16 protein-coding genes and 1 tRNA gene are annotated in these 18738 nt (G+C 59.8%); 6 read left to right on the top strand and 11 right to left on the bottom strand.

Annotation, left to right across the window (positions count from 1 at the left end):
• Positions 1-10 precede the first annotated feature (10 nt).
• The 4 genes from BA011_RS03365 to rpoZ form a co-directional block, all read right to left on the bottom strand.
• Entirely contained in the window at positions 11-601 is a 591-nt protein-coding gene (locus tag BA011_RS03365; RefSeq protein WP_065279442.1) for a DUF2062 domain-containing protein, read from the bottom strand.
• A 161-nt stretch (positions 602-762) separates the two neighbouring features.
• Positions 763-912 carry a DUF3563 family protein gene (locus BA011_RS03360; protein ID WP_003558084.1) on the bottom strand — a complete coding sequence of 50 codons (150 nt, stop codon included), beginning with the start codon at positions 910-912 and terminating at the stop codon, positions 763-765.
• A 184-nt stretch (positions 913-1096) separates the two neighbouring features.
• A complete protein-coding gene (locus BA011_RS03355; RefSeq protein WP_065279441.1) occupies positions 1097-3331 on the bottom strand; it encodes a RelA/SpoT family protein in 2235 nt (744 codons plus the stop codon).
• Between the two features lie 182 nt (positions 3332-3513).
• Positions 3514-3918: a DNA-directed RNA polymerase subunit omega gene (gene rpoZ / locus BA011_RS03350; RefSeq protein ID WP_017959757.1), complete on the bottom strand. Its 405-nt coding sequence runs from the start codon at positions 3916-3918 to the stop codon at positions 3514-3516.
• Positions 3919-4215: 297 nt separating this feature from the next.
• On the opposite strand from rpoZ, the gene BA011_RS03345 reads away from it, so the two are divergent.
• Entirely contained in the window at positions 4216-4797 is a 582-nt protein-coding gene (locus BA011_RS03345; RefSeq protein ID WP_003546927.1) for an NYN domain-containing protein, read from the top strand.
• A gap of 200 nt (positions 4798-4997) precedes the next feature.
• Here BA011_RS03345 and smpB read toward each other — a convergent pair whose 3' ends face one another.
• Positions 4998-5477 carry an SsrA-binding protein SmpB gene (gene smpB, locus BA011_RS03340; protein WP_003546925.1) on the bottom strand — a complete coding sequence of 160 codons (480 nt, stop codon included), beginning with the start codon at positions 5475-5477 and terminating at the stop codon, positions 4998-5000.
• Positions 5478-5578: 101 nt separating this feature from the next.
• The gene (gene dapA / locus BA011_RS03335; protein ID WP_065279440.1) at positions 5579-6463 is read right to left on the bottom strand and encodes a 4-hydroxy-tetrahydrodipicolinate synthase; all 885 of its coding nucleotides are present in this window, start codon (positions 6461-6463) and stop codon (positions 5579-5581) included.
• A 214-nt stretch (positions 6464-6677) separates the two neighbouring features.
• Here dapA and BA011_RS03330 point away from each other — a divergent pair, with 214 nt between their 5' ends.
• Together BA011_RS03330 and BA011_RS03325 are read left to right on the top strand one after the other, a co-directional pair.
• Entirely contained in the window at positions 6678-8753 is a 2076-nt protein-coding gene (locus BA011_RS03330) for a lytic transglycosylase domain-containing protein (protein WP_065279439.1), read from the top strand.
• 65 nt (positions 8754-8818) lie between these two features.
• Positions 8819-9715 (top strand): alpha/beta fold hydrolase, encoded by an 897-nt coding sequence (locus BA011_RS03325; RefSeq protein ID WP_065279438.1) that lies wholly within the window; start codon positions 8819-8821, stop codon positions 9713-9715.
• Between the two features lie 100 nt (positions 9716-9815).
• On the opposite strand, the gene BA011_RS03320 is transcribed toward BA011_RS03325, so the two are convergent.
• Together BA011_RS03320 and BA011_RS03315 are read right to left on the bottom strand one after the other, a co-directional pair.
• Complete coding sequence (locus BA011_RS03320) at positions 9816-10877, bottom strand: porin (protein WP_065279437.1); 1062 nt, start codon at positions 10875-10877, stop codon at positions 9816-9818.
• A gap of 511 nt (positions 10878-11388) precedes the next feature.
• Positions 11389-12504 carry an IS630 family transposase gene (locus BA011_RS03315; RefSeq protein ID WP_065282351.1) on the bottom strand — a complete coding sequence of 372 codons (1116 nt, stop codon included), beginning with the start codon at positions 12502-12504 and terminating at the stop codon, positions 11389-11391.
• A 28-nt stretch (positions 12505-12532) separates the two neighbouring features.
• Between BA011_RS03315 and BA011_RS03310 the strand changes: the two genes are divergently transcribed.
• A complete protein-coding gene (locus tag BA011_RS03310) occupies positions 12533-12817 on the top strand; it encodes a LexA family protein (protein ID WP_420493416.1) in 285 nt (94 codons plus the stop codon).
• A gap of 99 nt (positions 12818-12916) precedes the next feature.
• Here BA011_RS03310 and BA011_RS03305 read toward each other — a convergent pair.
• The 3 genes from BA011_RS03305 to BA011_RS03295 all read right to left on the bottom strand — a co-directional run bounded on the left by BA011_RS03305 (position 12917) and on the right by BA011_RS03295 (position 15596).
• Positions 12917-13007, bottom strand: a tRNA-Ser gene (locus BA011_RS03305).
• 168 nt (positions 13008-13175) lie between these two features.
• Positions 13176-14393, bottom strand: coding sequence for an NAD(P)/FAD-dependent oxidoreductase (locus tag BA011_RS03300; RefSeq protein ID WP_065282393.1), 1218 nt, complete (start codon positions 14391-14393; stop codon positions 13176-13178).
• Positions 14394-14480: 87 nt separating this feature from the next.
• Positions 14481-15596: a Gfo/Idh/MocA family protein gene (locus BA011_RS03295; protein WP_065279436.1), complete on the bottom strand. Its 1116-nt coding sequence runs from the start codon at positions 15594-15596 to the stop codon at positions 14481-14483.
• Between the two features lie 207 nt (positions 15597-15803).
• Here BA011_RS03295 and BA011_RS03290 point away from each other — a divergent pair, with 207 nt between their 5' ends.
• On the top strand, positions 15804-16679 hold the full coding sequence (locus tag BA011_RS03290; RefSeq protein WP_065279435.1) for a MurR/RpiR family transcriptional regulator: 876 nt from the start codon (positions 15804-15806) through the stop codon (positions 16677-16679).
• A gap of 92 nt (positions 16680-16771) precedes the next feature.
• Positions 16772-18706: a bifunctional 5-dehydro-2-deoxygluconokinase/5-dehydro-2-deoxyphosphogluconate aldolase gene (locus BA011_RS03285; protein ID WP_065279434.1), complete on the top strand. Its 1935-nt coding sequence runs from the start codon at positions 16772-16774 to the stop codon at positions 18704-18706.
• The last annotated feature ends 32 nt before the right edge of the window (positions 18707-18738 follow it).

The raw sequence follows: 18738 nt of genomic DNA, 5'->3' as shown, positions 1-18738 counted from the left end.
TTGATCGGGTTCATACGCTCGGCATGTCGCCGGCTGGAACGGCAAGACGCAGGCGCGCCCGCTCCATCAGCCGTATATGGCGGCGCGTCTGAAAACCCTTCACGGTGTAGAATGTCAGCGCATAGAGCGCAACGGAGGTGACGATCGCCGGCGGGATAGCGCCGACCAGCATCGGCTCCAGCACCGGCTTCCATAATTCGGTGAAGTTCAGCTTGTGGAAAAGGGCGGCGAGATCCACCGCCTGGCCGGCCAGTTGATCCTCGCGGCTCAACAGCAGATGCCCGATTTCCCAGGTGATGCCCCAGATGAAGGGATAGGTCAGCGGATTGCCGAAGGCGGCGCAGCCGAGGGCGGCGGCCACCATGCTGCCGGAGAGGAAATAAGTGATGACGAAAGCCATGATGAAATGCACGCCGATGAACGGCGTCCACGAGACAAAGACACCCGCAGCGACGCCGGCGGCAACCGCATGCGGCGAAGCGCTCAGGCGCAGGACGCGCATTGTCAGGTAACGGATCGGGCGAAGGAAACCTTTGCGAGGCCATAAAAGCTCCCGCATCTTTTCCTTGAATCCCGCAGGCTTGCGACGGCGAAACAACATGGCCGGTATTTAGTGCAGCGCACACCACCATGACAAGAGCGGCAAATGATACCGCTCGAAAAACCGCCCCTCAGTTCTCGCTGCGAAGAGGAGCTCCTTCATGCCGAGGGGCGTCCGTTATGCATAACGTCCCTCACTTACCTCAAGTATAAGGTCCAGTATCAGCGATTGCGGAACAGACCGCGATCGACCTGGCGCTGACGAAACTCGAGATCGATACGATCGAGCGAGCCATTCAAATATGCCATTTCACGTTCCTGCGTGGTCGGAGCGCGAAAGGCGCGAGCGAATTTCTTGATAGGGTCAAACATTATCTTGTCTCATCTTCTGTTTACGTTTCGATGACCAGAAGATAGGCCCGACAAAGGTTAATTACCACCGCCGCAACATGGACACAGCCATGCGCCTAGCGCATCGCTTGCCCCTTTGATGCGCTGCTCCGATTATAAAATGTGCAATTTTTCGGCCAACCCTCTGGGGCGGCTTAACAAAAGCTTACTCGTAGAGGCGCCGGACCGTGGCAATGCAATCCAGCTCCTTCATCTGGGCGAGCAGCTGGTTGAGCTGACGCAGGTCCCAGACCTCAACCTCGAGCATCATTTCGGTGAAATCGGCCGCGACCCGCACCGTGTTCAGCAAGCGGATATTGACGTCGATGCCTGCGACCGTCTGGGCGACCTTGGCAAGCGTGCCGGGCTCATTCAACCCATTCACCATGATGCGCGCCATGAAACGCGACTTGTTGGCTTCGTCGAGGTCCCAGCGCACGTCGATCCAGCGGTCGGGCTGATCGTCGAAGCGCTGCAGGCTCGGCGACTGGATCGGATAGATGGTGATGCCCTTGCCCTGATCCATGATACCGACGATGCGATCGCCGGGCACGGCGCCGGTCGGCGCGAACTTGACGTCGACATTGCCGGACAGGCCGCGGATCGGCCCGATATCGGCATCGGCGTCGATTTCCGAATGGCCGCCATCGTGCCCTGTCTTGGTCTTGCCGGGGATCTTGAAGATCATGCCGGCGGCGCTACGAACGTTGAACCAGCCGTCATCGCCGGAGGGCTTCACGGTGACGCGCTCGTCCTGATGATCGGGATAGACGGCGCGCAGCACGTCGAGCGAGGACATCTCGCCGCGGCCGACGGCGGCGATCGCATCCTCGACATCCTTTTGGCCGAGACGGTGCAGCGCCGGCTTCATCGCCTCGCGCGAGAAGATCTTGCCGGCCCTGTTGAAGGTGCGCTCGAGAATGCGGTGGCCGAGGCCGGCATATTGCTTGCGGATCGCCATGCGGGTGGCGCGGCGGATGGCGGCGCGCGCCTTGCCGGTCACGACGATCTCCTCCCAGGCGGCGGGCGGAACCTGCACGCCGGAGCGGATGATCTCGACCTCGTCGCCATTTGCAAGCCGCGTCACCAGCGGCATGATGCGGCCGTTGATCTTGGCGCCCACCGTGGTGTCGCCGATATTGGTGTGTACCGCATAGGCGAAATCGATCGGGGTGGCGCCACGCGGCAGGGCAATCAACTTGCCCTTCGGCGTGAAGCAGAAGACCTGGTCCTGGAACAGCTCGAGCTTGGTGTGTTCGAGGAACTCTTCCGGGCTGTCGCCCTCGGCCAGGGCCTCGATCGTATGACGCAGCCAGGAATAGGCATTGGATTCGCGGGAAAGGATGTCGCCATCGGCATTGGTGGCGCCGTCCTTATAGAGTGTGTGGGCGGCGATGCCGAATTCGGCGATTTCGTGCATGCGCTTGGTGCGGATCTGCAGTTCGATGCGCTGGCTGGAGGGTCCGACAATGGTGGTGTGCAGCGAACGGTAATCGTTCTGCTTCGGCGTCGAGATATAGTCCTTGAAGCGGCCGGGCACGACGCGCCAGCGCGTGTGGACGATGCCGAGTGCCCGGTAGCAGGAAGGGATGTCCTCGACGATCAGGCGGAAGCCGTAGACATCGGAAAGCTGTTCGAAGGAAAGCGACTTCGATTGCATCTTGCGGAAGACCGAATAGGGCTTCTTCTGCCGGCCCTTGACATAGGCGCTCGTCAGGCCGCTTGCGACCAGAAGGTCGCGCAGTTCGGCCTCGATCTTCTTGACGATGCCCTCGTTGCGCTTCGAAAGCTCTTCCAGCCTTTTGGTGACAGTCTCGTAGGCTTCCGGGTTCATATGGCGGAAGGAGAGTTCCTCGAGTTCCTCGCGCATGTCCTGCATGCCCATGCGGCCGGCGAGCGGCGCATAGATTTCCATCGTCTCCTCGGAAATGCGGGCACGCTTGTCGGCCGACATGTGATCGAGGGTACGCATATTGTGCAGGCGATCGGCAAGCTTGACGAGCAGCACGCGTACATCGTCGGAAATGGCGAGCAGCAGCTTGCGCAGGTTTTCCGCCTGCTTGGCCTTCTTGGTGACGAGATCGAGCTTCTTGATCTTCGTCAGACCCTCGACCAGGCGGCCGATATCCTCGCCGAAGAGTTCGTCGATCTCGGCGCGCGTCGCCGTCGTATCCTCGATCGTATCGTGCAGAAGGGCGACCGCGATCGTCGATTCATCGAGGTGCATGTCGGTGAGGATGGCGGCGACCTCGAGCGGATGGGAAATATAGGGATCGCCGCTCGCGCGCTTTTGCTGGCCATGCTTCTGCATGGCGTAAACATAGGCTTTGTTCAGCAGTGCTTCATTGGCATCGGGCTTGTATTGCTGAACCCGCTCCACGAGCTCGTACTGCCGCATCATTCCAAAGCCACTCCGATAAAAATAAAAGCGCGCCAATCAACGATTGGCGCACACATGGGCAATAATATGCCTAAGCAATAAAGGTGCAAGATTGACGATTGGTAATCGTCGCTCTTTTGCGTCGCATGCAGCTTTTTCCGGGCTGCATCTAACCGACGCGACCGGAGATCCCGCCTGCGCGCTTAGTAGTCGTCGCTCTTTTCCGGCGGCACAAGGCCTTCGATGCCGGCAAGCAGCTCTTCTTCCGACATCTGGTCGAAAGTGATCGTCTCCGGCACGTCGTCCTGCTCTTCGCTGTCGGCCGCAGTGGCACCGCCGGCAGCGATCATGCTTGCCGGATCGGGCTCGGGCTCGTCGACTTCGACATGCTTCTGCAGCGAATGGATCAGATCTTCCTTGAGGTCATCGGGCGAAAGCGTCTCGTCGGCGATTTCGCGCAGGGCCACCACAGGATTCTTGTCGTTGTCGCGATCGATGGTGATCGAGGCACCCTGGGAAATCAGCCGGGCGCGGTGGCTGGCGAGCAGAACCAGCTCGAAGCGGTTCTCCACCTTGTCGATGCAATCTTCAACTGTGACACGGGCCATTGCCTGTCCTTTACGGTCGTCATTTCGGGATTAACACGCCCGATACAATTAAAACCGGGCAAATACAAGTTTTTCATTCCGGCTCCCCTCGTCTTTATCCGCGGCTGAGCTAGATTTCCATGGAGAATGTCATAATTCCACCGAAGGTTGCTTGGAATATGTCGAATCGTGCCCTAAATCTTTCATATATGAATAATTCATAAAGTAAGGATCAGATTGAAATCGAAACACAAGCTATTGTTTTTATTGAAGTTTGACCCATACGGATTTCGATTGCTCTCATTGGATTGGTAAGCGATGTTTGACCCACGCGAAAAAATTGCACTCTTCATTGACGGCGCCAATCTCTACGCTGCATCCAAGAGCCTCGGCTTTGACATTGATTACCGCAAGCTCCTGAAAGCATTCCAGAAACGCGGATATCTGCTGCGCGCGTATTATTATACCGCTCTGATCGAAGATCAGGAATATTCGTCGATCCGGCCGCTGATCGACTGGCTCGACTACAACGGCTACAAAGTCGTCACCAAGCCCGCCAAGGAATTCACGGATTCCATGGGTCGCCGAAAGATCAAAGGCAACATGGACATCGAGCTTGCGATCGATGCCATGGAACAGTCCGAAACGGTCGATCATCTCGTCATCTTCTCGGGCGACGGCGATTTCACCAACCTGGTCGAGGCATTGCAGCGCAGGGGCCGCAAGGTCTCGGTGATCTCGACCATGGCGACCCAGCCACCGATGATCGCCGACGACCTGCGCCGGCAGGCCGATCATTTCATCGATCTCTTGTCTCTGAAGGCTGAAATCGGTCGCGATCCTTCCGAGCGGGCGCCACGCCCGGCCGAAGTCGCCCCGGCCAGCGATTTCGAGGACTGATCTCTCGCTGTAACACTTTGAATTATGGGGCGCGGCGGCCAGCTCCTCGCGTGACCACGCCTTTACATGGACGATACGCGACAGCGGCCGATTGCAGTGTGATCGGCCCTAAAGCGCGTCGCGATCTTTCAGATTCGCTCCTCGCGCTTTAAGTCTTTGTTTTTACGCATGCCGTTGTCGCAAAACATGCTTTAGCGCGGTCAACCATGAGCCTTCAACAGGCGGCTCTTCTGCCGGTTCCAATCGCGCTCCTTCTCGGATTCGCGCTTGTCGTGCAATTTCTTACCCTTGGCGAGTGCCAGTTCCATCTTCGCTCGACCGCGATCGTTGAAATAGATCTTCAGCGGGATCAGCGTCATGCCTTCACGGTTGATGGCAGAGCGCAGGCGATGGATTTCACGGCCCGACAGCAGCAGCTTGCGGCGGCGGCGCGGTTCGTGATTGAAGCGGTTGGCCTGCAGATATTCCGGCAGGTAGGAATTGATCAGCCAGATCTCGCCGCCCTCATCCGAGGCGTAGGATTCGGCGATATTGGCCTTGCCTTCGCGCAGCGACTTGACCTCCGTGCCCATCAGCACGATGCCGGCCTCGTAAGTATCGATGATCTCGTAGTTGAAGCGGGCCTTGCGGTTTTCGGCCACGACCTTATTCACCACGCGCTGGCTGCCTTTGGGGGCCATGACGATATTCCAATTGCTTTTTAGGGCGCGAAAAGCCGCGCCCTCATTCCTTGCCCTCTATGTAAGGGAGAGACCCCGTCTTGTGAAGACGGCCGGTCTCGTCAGTTCAGCAGGCCTGCATGGCGCATCGCAGCGTCGATCGCCGATTCCGTTGCCGGCTCCAGCGTCGAAAGCAGCGGCGAACGAACGTTGCGGCTCATCCGGCCAAGTTTGGAGAGCCCGTATTTGGCACCGCAAAGACCGGGTTCAAAGAAGATAGCCTTGTGCAGCGGCATCAGCCGATCCTGATATTCCAGGGCGCGGGCATAGTCGCCTGCCAGCGTTGCCGCCTGGAAGTCGGCGCAAAGGCGCGGGGCGACATTGGCCGTTACCGAAATACAGCCGACACCGCCATGGGCGTTGAAGCCGAGCGCCGTCGCATCCTCGCCGGACAGCTGCCTGAAATCAGCGCCACAGCTGATGCGCTGTTCGGAGACGCGCTCGATCTTGCCCGTCGCATCCTTGACGCCGACGATATTCCTATGCGCCTTGGCGAGCGCACCCATCGTTTCCGGTGTCATGTCGACCACCGAGCGGCCGGGGATGTTATAGATATAGATCGGCAGATCGACGGCCTCGGCGATCGCCGAAAAATGGGCGATCAGACCCTTCTGCGTCGGCTTGTTGTAATAGGGGGTGACGACCAGAACGGCGTTTGCACCGACCTTTTCGGCATGCTGGGCAAGCTCGATCGCCTCACGCGTATTGTTCGAGCCGGCGCCGGCCATGACGGGAACGCGTTTTGCGGCAACTTCGATGCAGAGTTCCACGACCCGTTTGTGCTCGGCATGCGACAGCGTTGGAGATTCGCCTGTCGTACCGACCGGAACGAGACCAGTGCTGCCCTCCTTGATCTGCCAGTCGACATGAGCGGCGAAGCTGTCTTCGTCGATCAATCCGGCATCCGTGAAGGGGGTGACGAGGGCGGGAATGGACCCATTGAACATGCAAAGCTCCTCACGACCAAATCCTTGCTTCGGCCGCATTCCATGAATATGAGTTGCGCACCATAGAGCGCCGAAATCATCGCGACAAGCGCGCAGAGTTCGGTTTAGGGCAAATTCCGATAGCAGATGTGAATGAATTTTACCTGGTACGGTAAGGTTTCGTTAAGATGCCTCTAGCCAAATGGCAGGGCGTGTTTTCGTTGCGAGATCCCGGATGAAGAAAGCTGTCCTGATTCTGTCCGCCTTCGGCTTCATTGCCGCCGCGTGGAGCAGTGTTGCGTCGCCGCTTCCCGGTGAGAGCACTTCCATGCCTGCCGTCAAGCCACTCGGCTTCATTCCCGGGACAGCCATACCGGAATCGATCACAACAGACGCCATTCCGCGCAATCCGGCCATCGCGCCCGTCAACGGCGACCTGAAAGCCGGCCTCGACGCGCTTTCCGACAAGGACCCGCAGCTGGCACTTTCGATCCGCAACGGCATGCGCGACGGGACACTCGACCGCCATATCCTCACCTGGGCGATCGCTGTTTCCGGATTGAAGGATGTTCCTTCTTTTGAAATCGCCAGCGCCGCGCAAGAGCTCAAGAGCTGGCCGGGTCTTTCGCGGCTGCGCGCCTATTCCGAACGCGCGATCTATGACGAAAATCCCGCCCCTTCCGCCGTGCTCGCCGCCTTCGGCGATACCGCGCCCGAGACGATGCAGGGCGCCGTCATCCTCGGCCGGGCGCTGGTTGCGTCAGGCAAGCAGGCGCAGGCGGCAAAATATATCCGCAAGGTCTGGCGCGGAGAGGCTCTCGACAAGGCGACCGAGGACAAGATCCTCATCGAGTTTTCCGCGCTGTTGACGCCCGCCGACCATAAGGCGCGGATGGACTATCTAATGTATCGCGGCCGGGTGGCGCAGGCCAAGCGCTTCGGAGACATGGGCCAGGCGCAGTCGCTCTACACGGCCTGGGCTGCCGTCGACGCCAAAGCCGGCAACGCCGGCGCGCTGCTCAACGCCGTCGATGCGAAATGGCGCGGCGATGCCGGCCTGCTGTTTGCGCGGATCGAATATCTGCGCAAGCAAGACAAATATGCCGAAGCTGCTGTGCTTCTGGAGCAGATGCCGCCCGAGCGTAGCGAACTCGTCAATTCCGGCGAATGGTGGAACGAGCAGCGCATCATCAGCCGTGGTCTCGTCGACCAGGGACAGTTCAAGCCTGCCTATCGCATCGTCGCAAACTACGCCGCAACGAGCCCGACGGATATCGTCGAGGCTGAATTCCATGCCGGATGGTACGCGCTTCGCGGCCTCCAGGACCCGGCAACGGCGGAAAGACATTTCCGCAAGATTCTCCAGACATCAAACGGACCGATCTCGGTTTCACGCGCCTGGTATTGGCTGGGACGAGCAGCGGAGGCCGGAGGCCCCGGCAAATCCAGCGAATTCTATGCGAAGGCCGCGAATTTTCCCGGCACCTTCTATGGACAACTCGCGGCCGAAAGACTGGGGCGAAAGACGCTTAATGTCACCTATCCCGCACCGAGCACGGCCGACCGGCAGCGCTTCCAGGCACGCGAAGCCGTGCAGGCAATCGCCCGGCTGGAGGCCGCCGGCCATGGATGGCGGGCCGCCATTCTCTATCTCGCGCTCGCCGATCAACTGCAAAGCCCCGGTGAATTGGCTGTCCTTGCGGCACGGGCCGAGCAATCGGGCGATCATCATCTCTCGCTGCAGATCGGCAAGATCGCCTATGGACGCGGCATCGATGTCGCAGCGCTTGCCTTTCCGGTCGGCGTGATCCCGGCGAGCGCCAATATAACAGGCTCCGGCAAGGCGCTCGCCTATGCCATCGCCCGGCAGGAAAGCGCATTCAACCCGGCCGCCGTTTCGGCGGCAAACGCGCGCGGCCTGCTGCAGCTTCTGCCGGGAACAGCCCAGGCGGTGGCTAAGCGCCACAACATCGCCTTCTCCAGGGACAAGCTGACGGCCGATGCCGGCTATAACGCGACACTCGGTGCCCATTATCTCGGCGAGCAGATCGACGCCTTCGGCGGCTCCTATATCCTCACCTTCATTGCCTATAATGCCGGGCCGAAGCGGGTGCCGGAATGGATCGGCCGCTACGGCGATCCGCGCGGCAGGCCGATCGACGAGATCATCGACTGGATCGAGCGCATCCCCTTCCCCGAAACGCGCAACTATGTGCAGCGGGTGATGGAGAATTACGAAGTTTATAAAGCCCGTCTCGGCCAACCCACCGATATCGAGCGCGACCTGATCGGCGGACGCAGCGCCTCCTGAAGCCATTTGGCGAGGCTTGAAAAGCAAGCTACATCTTCGGGATCAAACAGGTCTCGAGGGATGCGATGCCGGATACGGATGCAGACGGTTTCCAGGAACGATTTTATACTTCTTCTGATGGGTTGAGGCTTTATGCCCGCGACTACCAACCCGACCAGGCGGCAACCGCCGGATGGCTGCCGGTGATCTGCCTACCCGGCCTGACCCGCAATACGCGGGATTTTCATCCGCTTGCGCTGCTTCTCTCCCGGGACACAACAATGCCGCGCAGGGTGATTGCGCTCGATTCGCGCGGACGGGGAAACTCAGCATGGGATGAGAACAAGGCGAACTACAATCTCGCCATCGAGACCGGCGACGTCCTTGCCGCCTGCGCGACGTTCGGTATCGAGCGGGCGATCTTCGTCGGCACGTCGCGGGGCGGGCTGATCCTGCATCTGATCGCCGCGACACGGCCGGATCTTCTCGAAGCCGTCATCCTCAACGACATCGGGCCTGTGCTAGAGGCTGAGGGGCTGGCGCGGATCCGCGATTACCTCAACAGCGGCAGGAACCCGGCGGACTGGAACGAGGCGGCCTGTATATTGAAGGAAAATCATGGCGCGTCGTTTGCCGCGCTTGCAGAGGGAGATTGGCGCGAGATGGCGCTTGCCCTTTATCGCGATATCGGTGGACGGCCGGTCGCCGACTTCGACCCGGCGATCGCAGAGGCACTGAAATCGATCGATTTCAGCCAGCCATTGCCTGATCTCTGGGGGCAGTTCGAAAGCCTGAGCCGGTTGCCGCTCATGCTGATCCGCGGTGAAAATACGTCGCTGCTTTCACAGGAAACCGCCGGCGAAATGGCACGGCGGCATTCGCGGCTGATCCTTCATGCTGCCGAAGGACAAGGACATGCCCCGCTCCTGCATCTCGGCAATATCCCCACGACAATTCGAGCTTTTCTCGCCACCTGCCGATAACCTCAGGAAATTGGTCAGCTGGTACAATGGGCCATTCGTCCAAATACAAAAAGCCCGGCTCGAGAGCCGGGCTTTCCTGATTGACCGAAGTCAGATCAGATTAGAACGCACGCTGCAGGCGGAAATAGCCCGAAGTGGAGTCTTCGCCATCTTGCGGATCGAGGTACTGAACCGAAGCCTTGGCGTAGAAGTTGTCGACGATCTGGTAGTCAACCGTCAGACCGACCTTCCAAGCATCGCCGAGACCGTCGAAGTCTTCCGAAACTTCCTTGCCGCCGCCGAAGTAGTTGCCGTAGTACTGAACGCCCGGGGTGATCTTCAGCTTGTCGGTTGCCTTGATAGCGTATTCGGCAGCAACAGCCCATTCAGCTGCAGAGTAGTAGGAGTTCGGGCCGGAGGAGTATACGCCAGCGAGGCCGAGCGTGCCGGGACCGATGTCAACCGTACCCATTGCACGGACAGCACCGTCTTCATTGTCGACGTCGTAGCCAGCAGTGACCTGGTAGCTGAATGCACCAGCCTTGCCGCCGATGCCAACGGCAACACCAACGTTGTTCGGACCATCGTCCGGAACAAAGTCGCCGGTGACGGGATCCACGGTACCCTGGTAGACGCCGTCTTCCAGTTCGTCGACGCTGATGCCAGCGTAGAAGTCGCCGGTTTCGTACTGATAACGGATGGAGTTATGCAGTGTTTCGACCGAGCCGATGTCGTCGGTTTCACCGGAGAGACCATCGTCCCACCAGCTGTAGAACAGACCGGCGCGGAAGCCCGCGACGTCGAGGTATGCGGAGTCGAGGTGAGCTTCCTGGTCGGAGGCATTGTCAGCATTGAACTGCATGACGATGACGCCGGTCAGCGGACCATACTCGGTGTCGCTCTTGGCCGTGAACTGAACCTGACCGCGGGTTACTGCATCCCAATCAGAGTCGTTGTCACCACCTGGGTTGTCGCCAACGTTGACCTGGAAACGGATGTAACCGTTGATCTTGAGGCAGGTTTCGGTGCCCGGGATGTAGAAGTAGCCGGTGCCGTAAGCGTCGCAGACGCGAACATATTCAACCGGTTCCGGCTCGGCAGCAACGATAGCGTCAGCAGCCTGAGCACCGGAAACTACTGCGAGAGCAGCAGCGGAGCCGAGAAGAAGGCTCTTGATGTTCATAAATGACCTCCAATTCAAAGTTTCGATCGGGTTTGGGATCTTTCGCTGAGCAGCGTTCCCTGCCCCATCCCCGTGTTTCAAGAAGTGGACGATCAGTCGCCCTTGCTTCCGACGTTGAAAATACAAGACGGAAGCCGTCACGCAATCACCAACTTACTCGGACGGGGGATTTGAAGGAGCCTTCCCGACATTCTGTTGCTAAAAGGACACAAGTCGGGCAACCGACCTCGATTTCCTTTATGCTTCGTTAAGAAAACCCTGATTTTGCGGAGGCTTAGGTCAAGCCAACAAAGATTTGGACATGCGCTTTGCGACACATTCGTGACACTTTTTTGACAAAATGCGGCTCTTGCGAGGGATTCATGATTGCCGGAAGCGTAACCGGACGTGCACCGATCCGCTTTCGCCACCTGTCAGTGGCTTGAGCGCGGGAGGTGATTCCCGCAGGCGATTCTCTCACTTGGGGTAGAGAGATTTTTTCGCCGCCCGGCCTAGTACCACGCCACAGAGATTATGACTCTTTGACGGGGTAAGCTTTACGGAGCTTTTTGCGGGCATTTTCGGTTGTGAACATCCATTGGATCTTTGCGCCGTGGGCGTTGCGTTGCTGCTCCCAGGCTGCGACTTCGGCGATTATGGTGTCTTTGTTGTCGATACGACGGTCGAGGCATTGGCTACGCAGGACACCGATCTCGATCTCGACCATGTTGAGCCAACTGGCGTGCTTGGGCGTGTGGTGGAACTCCAGTCGCTTCAGCACCCTTCGAGCTTGCGGGGCGGGAAATGCGTCGTAAAGCGCCCCGGCGGAATGAGTGGAGAGGTTGTCCATCACCACGCGGATGATCGGCGCGTCGGGATAATCGACGTCGACCAGTTCGCGCATGCACTCGGCGAAGTCTTGGTTGGTTCGCCGATCGGTGACCTTCACCCTGCGCCAGGGCCGGTGGGCGTCCATGAAGACAAACAGATTGACCGTGCCGTTTCGGCGATACTCGCAATCGTAGCGTTCAAGCTGGCCAGGCTTGGCCGCAATGGGCTCGCGCACTTCGCCGATGAGTTGGGTCGGGCTCTCGTCGAAGCAGACCACGGGCCTTTGTGGATCAGGCGTTTCTGCGTAGAGGTCGAGAACATCCTCCATGCGCGCGACGTATTCCCCATCGATCTTTGGGATGCACCACATGTCTTTGCGCCAAGGCTTGAGATGGTTCTCAGCCAGCCGGCGACGCACGGTCTCCGAGGACAACTGGTCATGATCGGTGAGCCGGACCATCTCATCTGCCAGAAGCTCCAGGGTCCAGCGGGCTCGCCCGGGCGGCGGCTTTGAGCAGGCGGTCGCTACCAACAGCGCCTCCTCCTTGCTCGATAGCTTGCGCTCAACACCCGGGCGCGGTTCTTCGCTGAGCGCCCCTTCCAGATTGGCTTCCACAAACCGGCGTTTGGTCCGGTAAATCGTCGATCCGCTGACGTTCAAGGTTGCCGCGATCACCTCGTCGCTGAAGCCTTCGTTCGCTGCGACCAGGATCTGGGCGCGCTTGATCTTGCGCGACCTGTGGCACCCCCCGCTCAACAAAGCGGCCAGTTGGTCACGTTCCGATTGGCTAAGCTCTATGTGAAACTTTATATTCATCGACACCTCCTTCAGCGTGGAGACGCAGATGAATCCCAAAATGAGTCCCTCACTTGACCCGCAAGCCGCAACGGCAAGACGGGGCCTTACGCAGATCCAAGGCCAGTACCTGGCCTTCATCTACGCCTACAGCCGCATCTTCAAACAGCCTCCGGCCGAAGCCGACATGCGTCGCCACTTCGGCGTTACGGCTCCGTCTGTTCACCAGATGGTGCTGACCCTCGAGAAGGCGGGTTTTATATCTCGCGTGCCAGGCGCCGCACGCAGCATCCAACTTCTCATCCCACCAGAAGCCCTGCCAATTCTACGATAAGACAAACCGTCATAATCTCTGTGGCGTGGTACTAGCCGACTAAGCGAACATGATTCCCAGCCAGAAACTAACGATCGACGCACGCTCAGGAAATCGGAATGGCGGAGAAGATGGGATTCGAACCCACGATACGCTTTTGACGTATACTCCCTTAGCAGGGGAGCGCCTTCGACCACTCGGCCACCTCTCCGGTGCGGCCTAACTATGGTGACCGGTCTGTGAATGCAAGGGTTTTTTGAGTTTTCACCAGAAGAAATGCAGCGAGCTGCAATTCAGCCGGTTACGCAAACAACCGCATTTCCTGACGAAATCCGCGGAATTTGATCGCGCTTCGTTCTCTTCGATGAAGAAGCCGAACTCAGCTGAGCAGGCTCTTGAGGTCGGCAGAAGGGTCGGCGAGAATCGATTTATCGGGATTGGTCCCGGATTCCAGCAGTTTTTTGCCGGTCACATAGGCCTTCGCGTCGTTGATCGCATCGACGGCAATCAGCCGGCCTTCCCTGAAGTACCAGATCGAATGGGCGCCTTCGCGGGCGCCGGGGCGCAGCAGCGTCTCGTCATAACCAAGATTGAAGCCGGCGATCTGCAGCTTGACGTCATACTGGTCGGACCAGAACCACGGCTTCGGATCATAGGGTTCGCTGCCGCCGGCGATGACGGCTGCCGCCGCTTCGGCCTGGTCGACGGCGTTCTGCACCGATTCGAGCCTGATGCGTCCGCCCTGCCAGGGAAGTGCGGCGCAATCGCCAGCCGCAAAGATCGCCGGATCGGAGGTGCGGGCGAATTCGTCGACGACAATGCCGTTGGCGACTTCGAGGTCGGCTTCCTTGGCAAGCTGATCGTTCGGGGCGACGCCGATGCCGACGACGGCGAAATCGATGTCGATGACCGATCCGTCGGAAAGTGCGGCGCCGGTGACGCGGCCATCCTTGCCGATCAGATGCTTGAGCCCTGTCTTCTCACGGATCACCACGTCATGGGCCTCGTGGATCACGCGCATGATGTCGGCGGTCTCCTTCGCCGCGACGCGCTGCAGGATGCGGTCGGCCATCTCAATGACGGTGACTTCCAGGCCGCGATGGCGGGCAACGGCCGCCGCCTCGAGACCGATATAACCGCCGCCGATGATGAGGACGCGGCGACCGGGGCGCATCTCCTCAGCGAGCAGATCGGCATCGCGCTTGTCGCGTGCGACATAGACGCCTTCGAGATCGCCGCCGATTGCGGCCGGCAGCCGGCGTGGCGTCGAGCCGGTGGCGAGCGCCAGCGTGCCGTAATCAAGAACGGAGCCGTCCTGCAGCAGAACCTGCTTACTGTCCGGCTTGATCTGCTCGGCCCAGGTCGAAAGGCGAAGATCGACGTCATTGTCCGCATACCAGTGCTCGGCGCGGAACAGAAGGCGGTCGAAAGCCATTTCGCCGAGCAGGTATTTCTTCGAAAGCGGCGGGCGCTGATAGGGAGCGACGTCCTCTGCGCCGATGAGGGTGATCGGGCGCGTATCCTTCAACGCACGCAGCTTGGCTGCCAATGCGAAACCGGCCTGTCCCGCGCCGATGATCACCAGTCTATCCGTCACGATCTCACTCCTGAAGCTGCGCCCGACGCCCACGCCAAGGCCTATTCCCTACCCCACGCCCCGTCAACGGAAAGCGGCCTCTTACATTCAGCCGATCTCGATCCAGCGGCGCTCGTGGAAGGACTGTGCCATGGCATGCACCGACTTCTCTATCCTGAGACCGTCTTCGAATGTCACGATCGACGACGGCTCGCGTGATATTGCCCGGATCAGCTCACGGCATTCGATGATCTTCAGATCGTTGAAGCCGAGGCCGTGGCCTGGTGCCGGGATAAACCGATCATAAGGCTGATGGGCGGGGGCCGCCAGTATCTTGCGGAAGCCCTGCTCGGAGCCACGGCCGTCGGCCTGATAGAGCTCGAATTCGTTCATCCGCTCCTGGTCGTAGACGATCGAGCCTGTCGAGCCAAAAATCTGCAGCGCAATGCGGCCCTTGCGACCCCAGGCGGCGCGATTCGCCATCAGCACGGCGGAGATGCCGCCGCCAAGCCGCATCAGCACGTTGGCGCCATCGTGGTTTTCGACGGCACGGCGACCGCCCTCGCTCAGCGGGCGGTCGGCATAGGGTTTGACCATATCCGTTATGACGGCCTCGACATGGCCGAAGAGATACCAGAGCAGCGACAGCGGGTGCACGGCGAAATCGTCGAGCGCGCCGTAGCCGGCGGAAAGCTCGCTCTTCCAATAAAAGAAGACATCGGGATCAGCCATGAAATCCTCGTCCATCTCGACGCGGATATGATTGACCGTGCCGATGGCGCCCTCGCCGATCAGCGTTCTGATATGCCGCATGACGGGATTCTGAATGTAATTGTAGCCGAGGGCGGCAACCTTGCCTGATTTCTTCGCCGTTTCCAGCATGCGCTCGGCATCGGCATAGGCCGGCGCCATCGGTTTTTCGCACCAGACATGTTTGCCGGCCTCGAGGGCTGCAATCGCCATCTCGGCGTGGAACTGATTGGGCGTGGTGACGGAGACGACGTCGACCTCGGGGTCGGCAATCAGCGCCCGCCAGTCGGCCGTTGCCTTCTCGAAACCGAATTCACCGGCACGCGCCGCAGCAAGCCCGGCATTGGCTTCGGCCAGATGCACGAGACGCGGACGCTCGACATCACCGAACACCGTCTTTACCGCATTCCACGCCAATGCATGGCATTTGCCCATATAACCGGTGCCGATCAAACCGATGCCAAGTGGCTTCATTTCCGTCTCCTCCAGAGCTGCGCGCGGATTTTTGGAATATTTGGATCATTTTGACAAGGGACTCAGTCGCAAGCATTTCTGCATATTTCCCGAAGAGATTGTTCAAAAGCCTTCAATTACAGTGGATTAAAAACAATTAGCGGTGTCGTTTGAAATCGTTTATGCTCGATAATATGGAATATTTGTTTCATCTCGTGAGCCGCAAGCATGGATAACGATCCTCAGAGGCACGCGCGCGTGCCGCGCGATTTCGAAAGCCTGCGCAGCACCATCATCGAGCGCAAGGCGAGCATGCCGAAGCGGCTGGCGCAGGTCGCCGCCTTCGCGCTCGGCAATCCCGACGAGATCGCCTTCGGCACGACGGCGAGCATCGCGGCCGCCTCCGATGTCCAGCCGTCGACGCTGGTGCGCCTGGCGCATCATCTAGGTTACGGAGGGTTTTCCGACCTGCAGAGCATCTTTCGCGAAAGATTGCGGGACCGGACGCTAAGCTACGAAGAGCGCCTCGTCACGCTCGAGCAATCGAGCGGCGACGATGAGGACGCCAATCTGCTCTCCGGCTTCATTGCCGCGGCTAACCAGTCGGTCAACCGGCTGGCGGCGACGGTGCAGAGCGATACTTTTACGAAAGCCGTGAATATCCTTGCCAGCGCCGAGACGATCTATCTGATCGCCAAACGGCGCTCCTACCCGCTGACGGCGCACATGACCTACGCTTTTTCCAAGCTCAATATCCGCCACCAGATCGTCGCCTCGCCAAACGGCGTCGACCCTGAAATGGTGCAGTTTGCAACACCGAAAGACGCAGCGATCGCGGCAAGCTTCTCACCCTATGCCGCCGACAGCCTTAATCAGAGCCAGGAGCTTGCCGACCGCGGCGTCCCCGTCATCGCGATCACCGATTCGGCCTTTTCGCCGCTTGCCGCCTGCGCCACGCACTGGTTCGAAGTGGCGGAAGCCGATTTCGCCGGCTTCCGCTCGCTTTCGGCCTCGATGGCGCTCACCATGGCACTACCGGTTGCAATCGCCGAACGGCGGCGCAAGAGTCAGCAGTCAAAACCTGCAAAAGGCAAAATGGAATAAACATTCCGAATTGACAAAATATCGGAACCGATGTTTCATTATTGAAAATTCGCAGGCACTGGAAGCCGCGCAAAATCTAGCGGGAGGACATCATGGTACAATCGAATCCGGGTTCACAGCCGGAGCCGGCGCTTGATGTGATCACCATCGGCCGTTCCTCGGTCGACCTTTACGGCCAGCAGATCGGTTCGCGGCTGGAGGATATCGGCTCCTTCGCCAAGTCCGTCGGCGGCTGCCCGGCCAATATTGCCATCGGCACGGCACGGCTCGGCCTCAAATCCGGCCTCATCACCCGCGTTGGCGACGAGCAGATGGGACGCTTCATCCGCGAGCAGTCGGCGCGCGAAGGTGTCGCGACAGATGGCATCGTCACCGACAAGGAGCGACTGACGGCGCTGGTGCTGCTGGCAGTCGAAGCCGAGGGCGTGTCACCGATGATCTTCTATCGGTCGGACTGCGCCGACATGGCGCTCGATGAAGGCGATATCGACGAAGATTTCATCAGATCGTCGCGCGCCGTTCTTGTTTCCGGCACGCATTTCTCGCGGCCGAATACCGAGGCCGCGCAGCGCAAAGCCATCCGCATCGCCAAGGCGAACGGCCGCAAGGTGATCTTCGACATCGATTACCGGCCGAACCTCTGGGGCCTTGCCGGCCATGCGGAAGGCTTCGAACGCTACGTGAAATCCGACCGGGTCTCCTCGAAGATGAAGGAGACGCTGCCGGATTGCGACCTCATCGTCGGCACCGAAGAGGAAATCCTGATCGCTTCCGGCGCCGACGACGTGCTCGGTGCGCTGAAGGAGATCCGCCGCCTGTCACCGGCGACGATCGTCTTGAAGCGCGGCGCCATGGGCTGCATCGTCTATGACGGGCCGATCGCCGACGATCTCGAAGCCGGCATCATCGGCCAGGGTTTCCCGATCGAGGTCTTCAACGTGCTGGGTGCCGGCGATGCTTTCATGTCCGGCTTCCTGCGCGGTTTCCTGCGCGATGAGCCGCTGAAGACCTGCGCCACCTGGGCCAATGCCTGCGGCGCCTTCGCCGTCTCCCGCCTGCTCTGCTCGCCGGAATATCCGACCTGGGCGGAACTCGACTTCTTCCTGACGAGCGGCAGCAAGCACCGGGCGCTGCGCAAGGACGAGGCGCTCAACCATATCCACTGGGCATCGAACCGGCGCGGCGAAATCCCGCTTTTGATGGCGCTGGCGATCGACCACCGTTCGCAGCTCGTCAGCGTCGCCGATGAGCTCGGCGTCGGCCATGAGAAGATCGTCGCCTTCAAGCGGCTGGCAGTGGCGGCAGCGGCGCGGGTTTCGAACGGCCGCGACGGCTACGGCATGCTGATCGACGAACGTTTCGGCCGCGACGCCTTCTTCGATGCGGCGACGAAGAATTTCTCCTGGATCGGACGGCCGGTGGAATTGCCGGGCTCGAAGCCGCTGCGCTTCGAATTCAGCCAGGATATCGGCTCGCAGCTTGTGGAATGGCCGCTCGGTCATTGCATCAAGTGCCTGTGCTTCTATCATCCTGATGATCCGGCTGACTTGAAGACGGAGCAGCAGGAGAAGCTGCGGACGCTGTTCGAGGCCGCCCGCAAGGTCGGCCGCGAGCTGCTGGTGGAGATCATCGCCGGCAAGAACGGGCCGCTCACCGACGACACGATCGCAACCGCGCTGGAGGAACTCTATGCGCTCGGCATCAAACCGGACTGGTGGAAGCTGGAGCCGCAGGCATCCCGTGAAGCCTGGAAAAAGATCGATGCGGTGATCGCCAAAAATGATCCATGGTGCCGCGGTATCGTGCTGCTGGGGCTCGAGGCGCCCGCCGATGAGCTGATCTCCTGCTTCGAGGCGACGCTGGCAGCTCCCTCCGTGAAGGGTTTCGCCGTCGGCCGGACGATCTTTGCCGATCCGGCGCGTGCCTGGCTTTCAGGCGAAATGAACGACGAGGAAGCGATCACCGATATGGCCGGCCGCTTCCGTCAACTGACAGAGGCGTGGCTGAAAACGCGCGGACATCAGTAGGAACAAGACCCCTCCCCAACCCCTCCCTACAA

This window comes from Rhizobium leguminosarum (genome assembly GCF_001679785.1).
Taxonomy (GTDB): Bacteria; Pseudomonadota; Alphaproteobacteria; order Rhizobiales; family Rhizobiaceae; genus Rhizobium; species Rhizobium leguminosarum_R.
This window is presented reverse-complemented; position numbering and strand designations above follow the sequence as displayed.

Coding starts and splice junctions, on each gene's coding strand:
- BA011_RS03290 (WP_065279435.1), top strand. CDS start 15,804: ATGGATAACGATCCTCAGAGGCACGCGCGCGTGCCGCGCGATTTCGAA.
- smpB (WP_003546925.1), bottom strand. CDS start 5,477: ATGGCCCCCAAAGGCAGCCAGCGCGTGGTGAATAAGGTCGTGGCCGAA.
- BA011_RS03285 (WP_065279434.1), top strand. CDS start 16,772: ATGGTACAATCGAATCCGGGTTCACAGCCGGAGCCGGCGCTTGATGTG.
- BA011_RS03325 (WP_065279438.1), top strand. CDS start 8,819: ATGCCGGATACGGATGCAGACGGTTTCCAGGAACGATTTTATACTTCT.
- BA011_RS03345 (WP_003546927.1), top strand. CDS start 4,216: ATGTTTGACCCACGCGAAAAAATTGCACTCTTCATTGACGGCGCCAAT.
- BA011_RS03295 (WP_065279436.1), bottom strand. CDS start 15,596: ATGAAGCCACTTGGCATCGGTTTGATCGGCACCGGTTATATGGGCAAA.
- BA011_RS03360 (WP_003558084.1), bottom strand. CDS start 912: ATGTTTGACCCTATCAAGAAATTCGCTCGCGCCTTTCGCGCTCCGACC.
- BA011_RS03365 (WP_065279442.1), bottom strand. CDS start 601: ATGTTGTTTCGCCGTCGCAAGCCTGCGGGATTCAAGGAAAAGATGCGG.
- BA011_RS03330 (WP_065279439.1), top strand. CDS start 6,678: ATGAAGAAAGCTGTCCTGATTCTGTCCGCCTTCGGCTTCATTGCCGCC.
- BA011_RS03315 (WP_065282351.1), bottom strand. CDS start 12,504: ATGAATATAAAGTTTCACATAGAGCTTAGCCAATCGGAACGTGACCAA.
- BA011_RS03355 (WP_065279441.1), bottom strand. CDS start 3,331: ATGATGCGGCAGTACGAGCTCGTGGAGCGGGTTCAGCAATACAAGCCC.
- BA011_RS03320 (WP_065279437.1), bottom strand. CDS start 10,877: ATGAACATCAAGAGCCTTCTTCTCGGCTCCGCTGCTGCTCTCGCAGTA.
- dapA (WP_065279440.1), bottom strand. CDS start 6,463: ATGTTCAATGGGTCCATTCCCGCCCTCGTCACCCCCTTCACGGATGCC.
- BA011_RS03310 (WP_420493416.1), top strand. CDS start 12,533: ATGAATCCCAAAATGAGTCCCTCACTTGACCCGCAAGCCGCAACGGCA.
- rpoZ (WP_017959757.1), bottom strand. CDS start 3,918: ATGGCCCGTGTCACAGTTGAAGATTGCATCGACAAGGTGGAGAACCGC.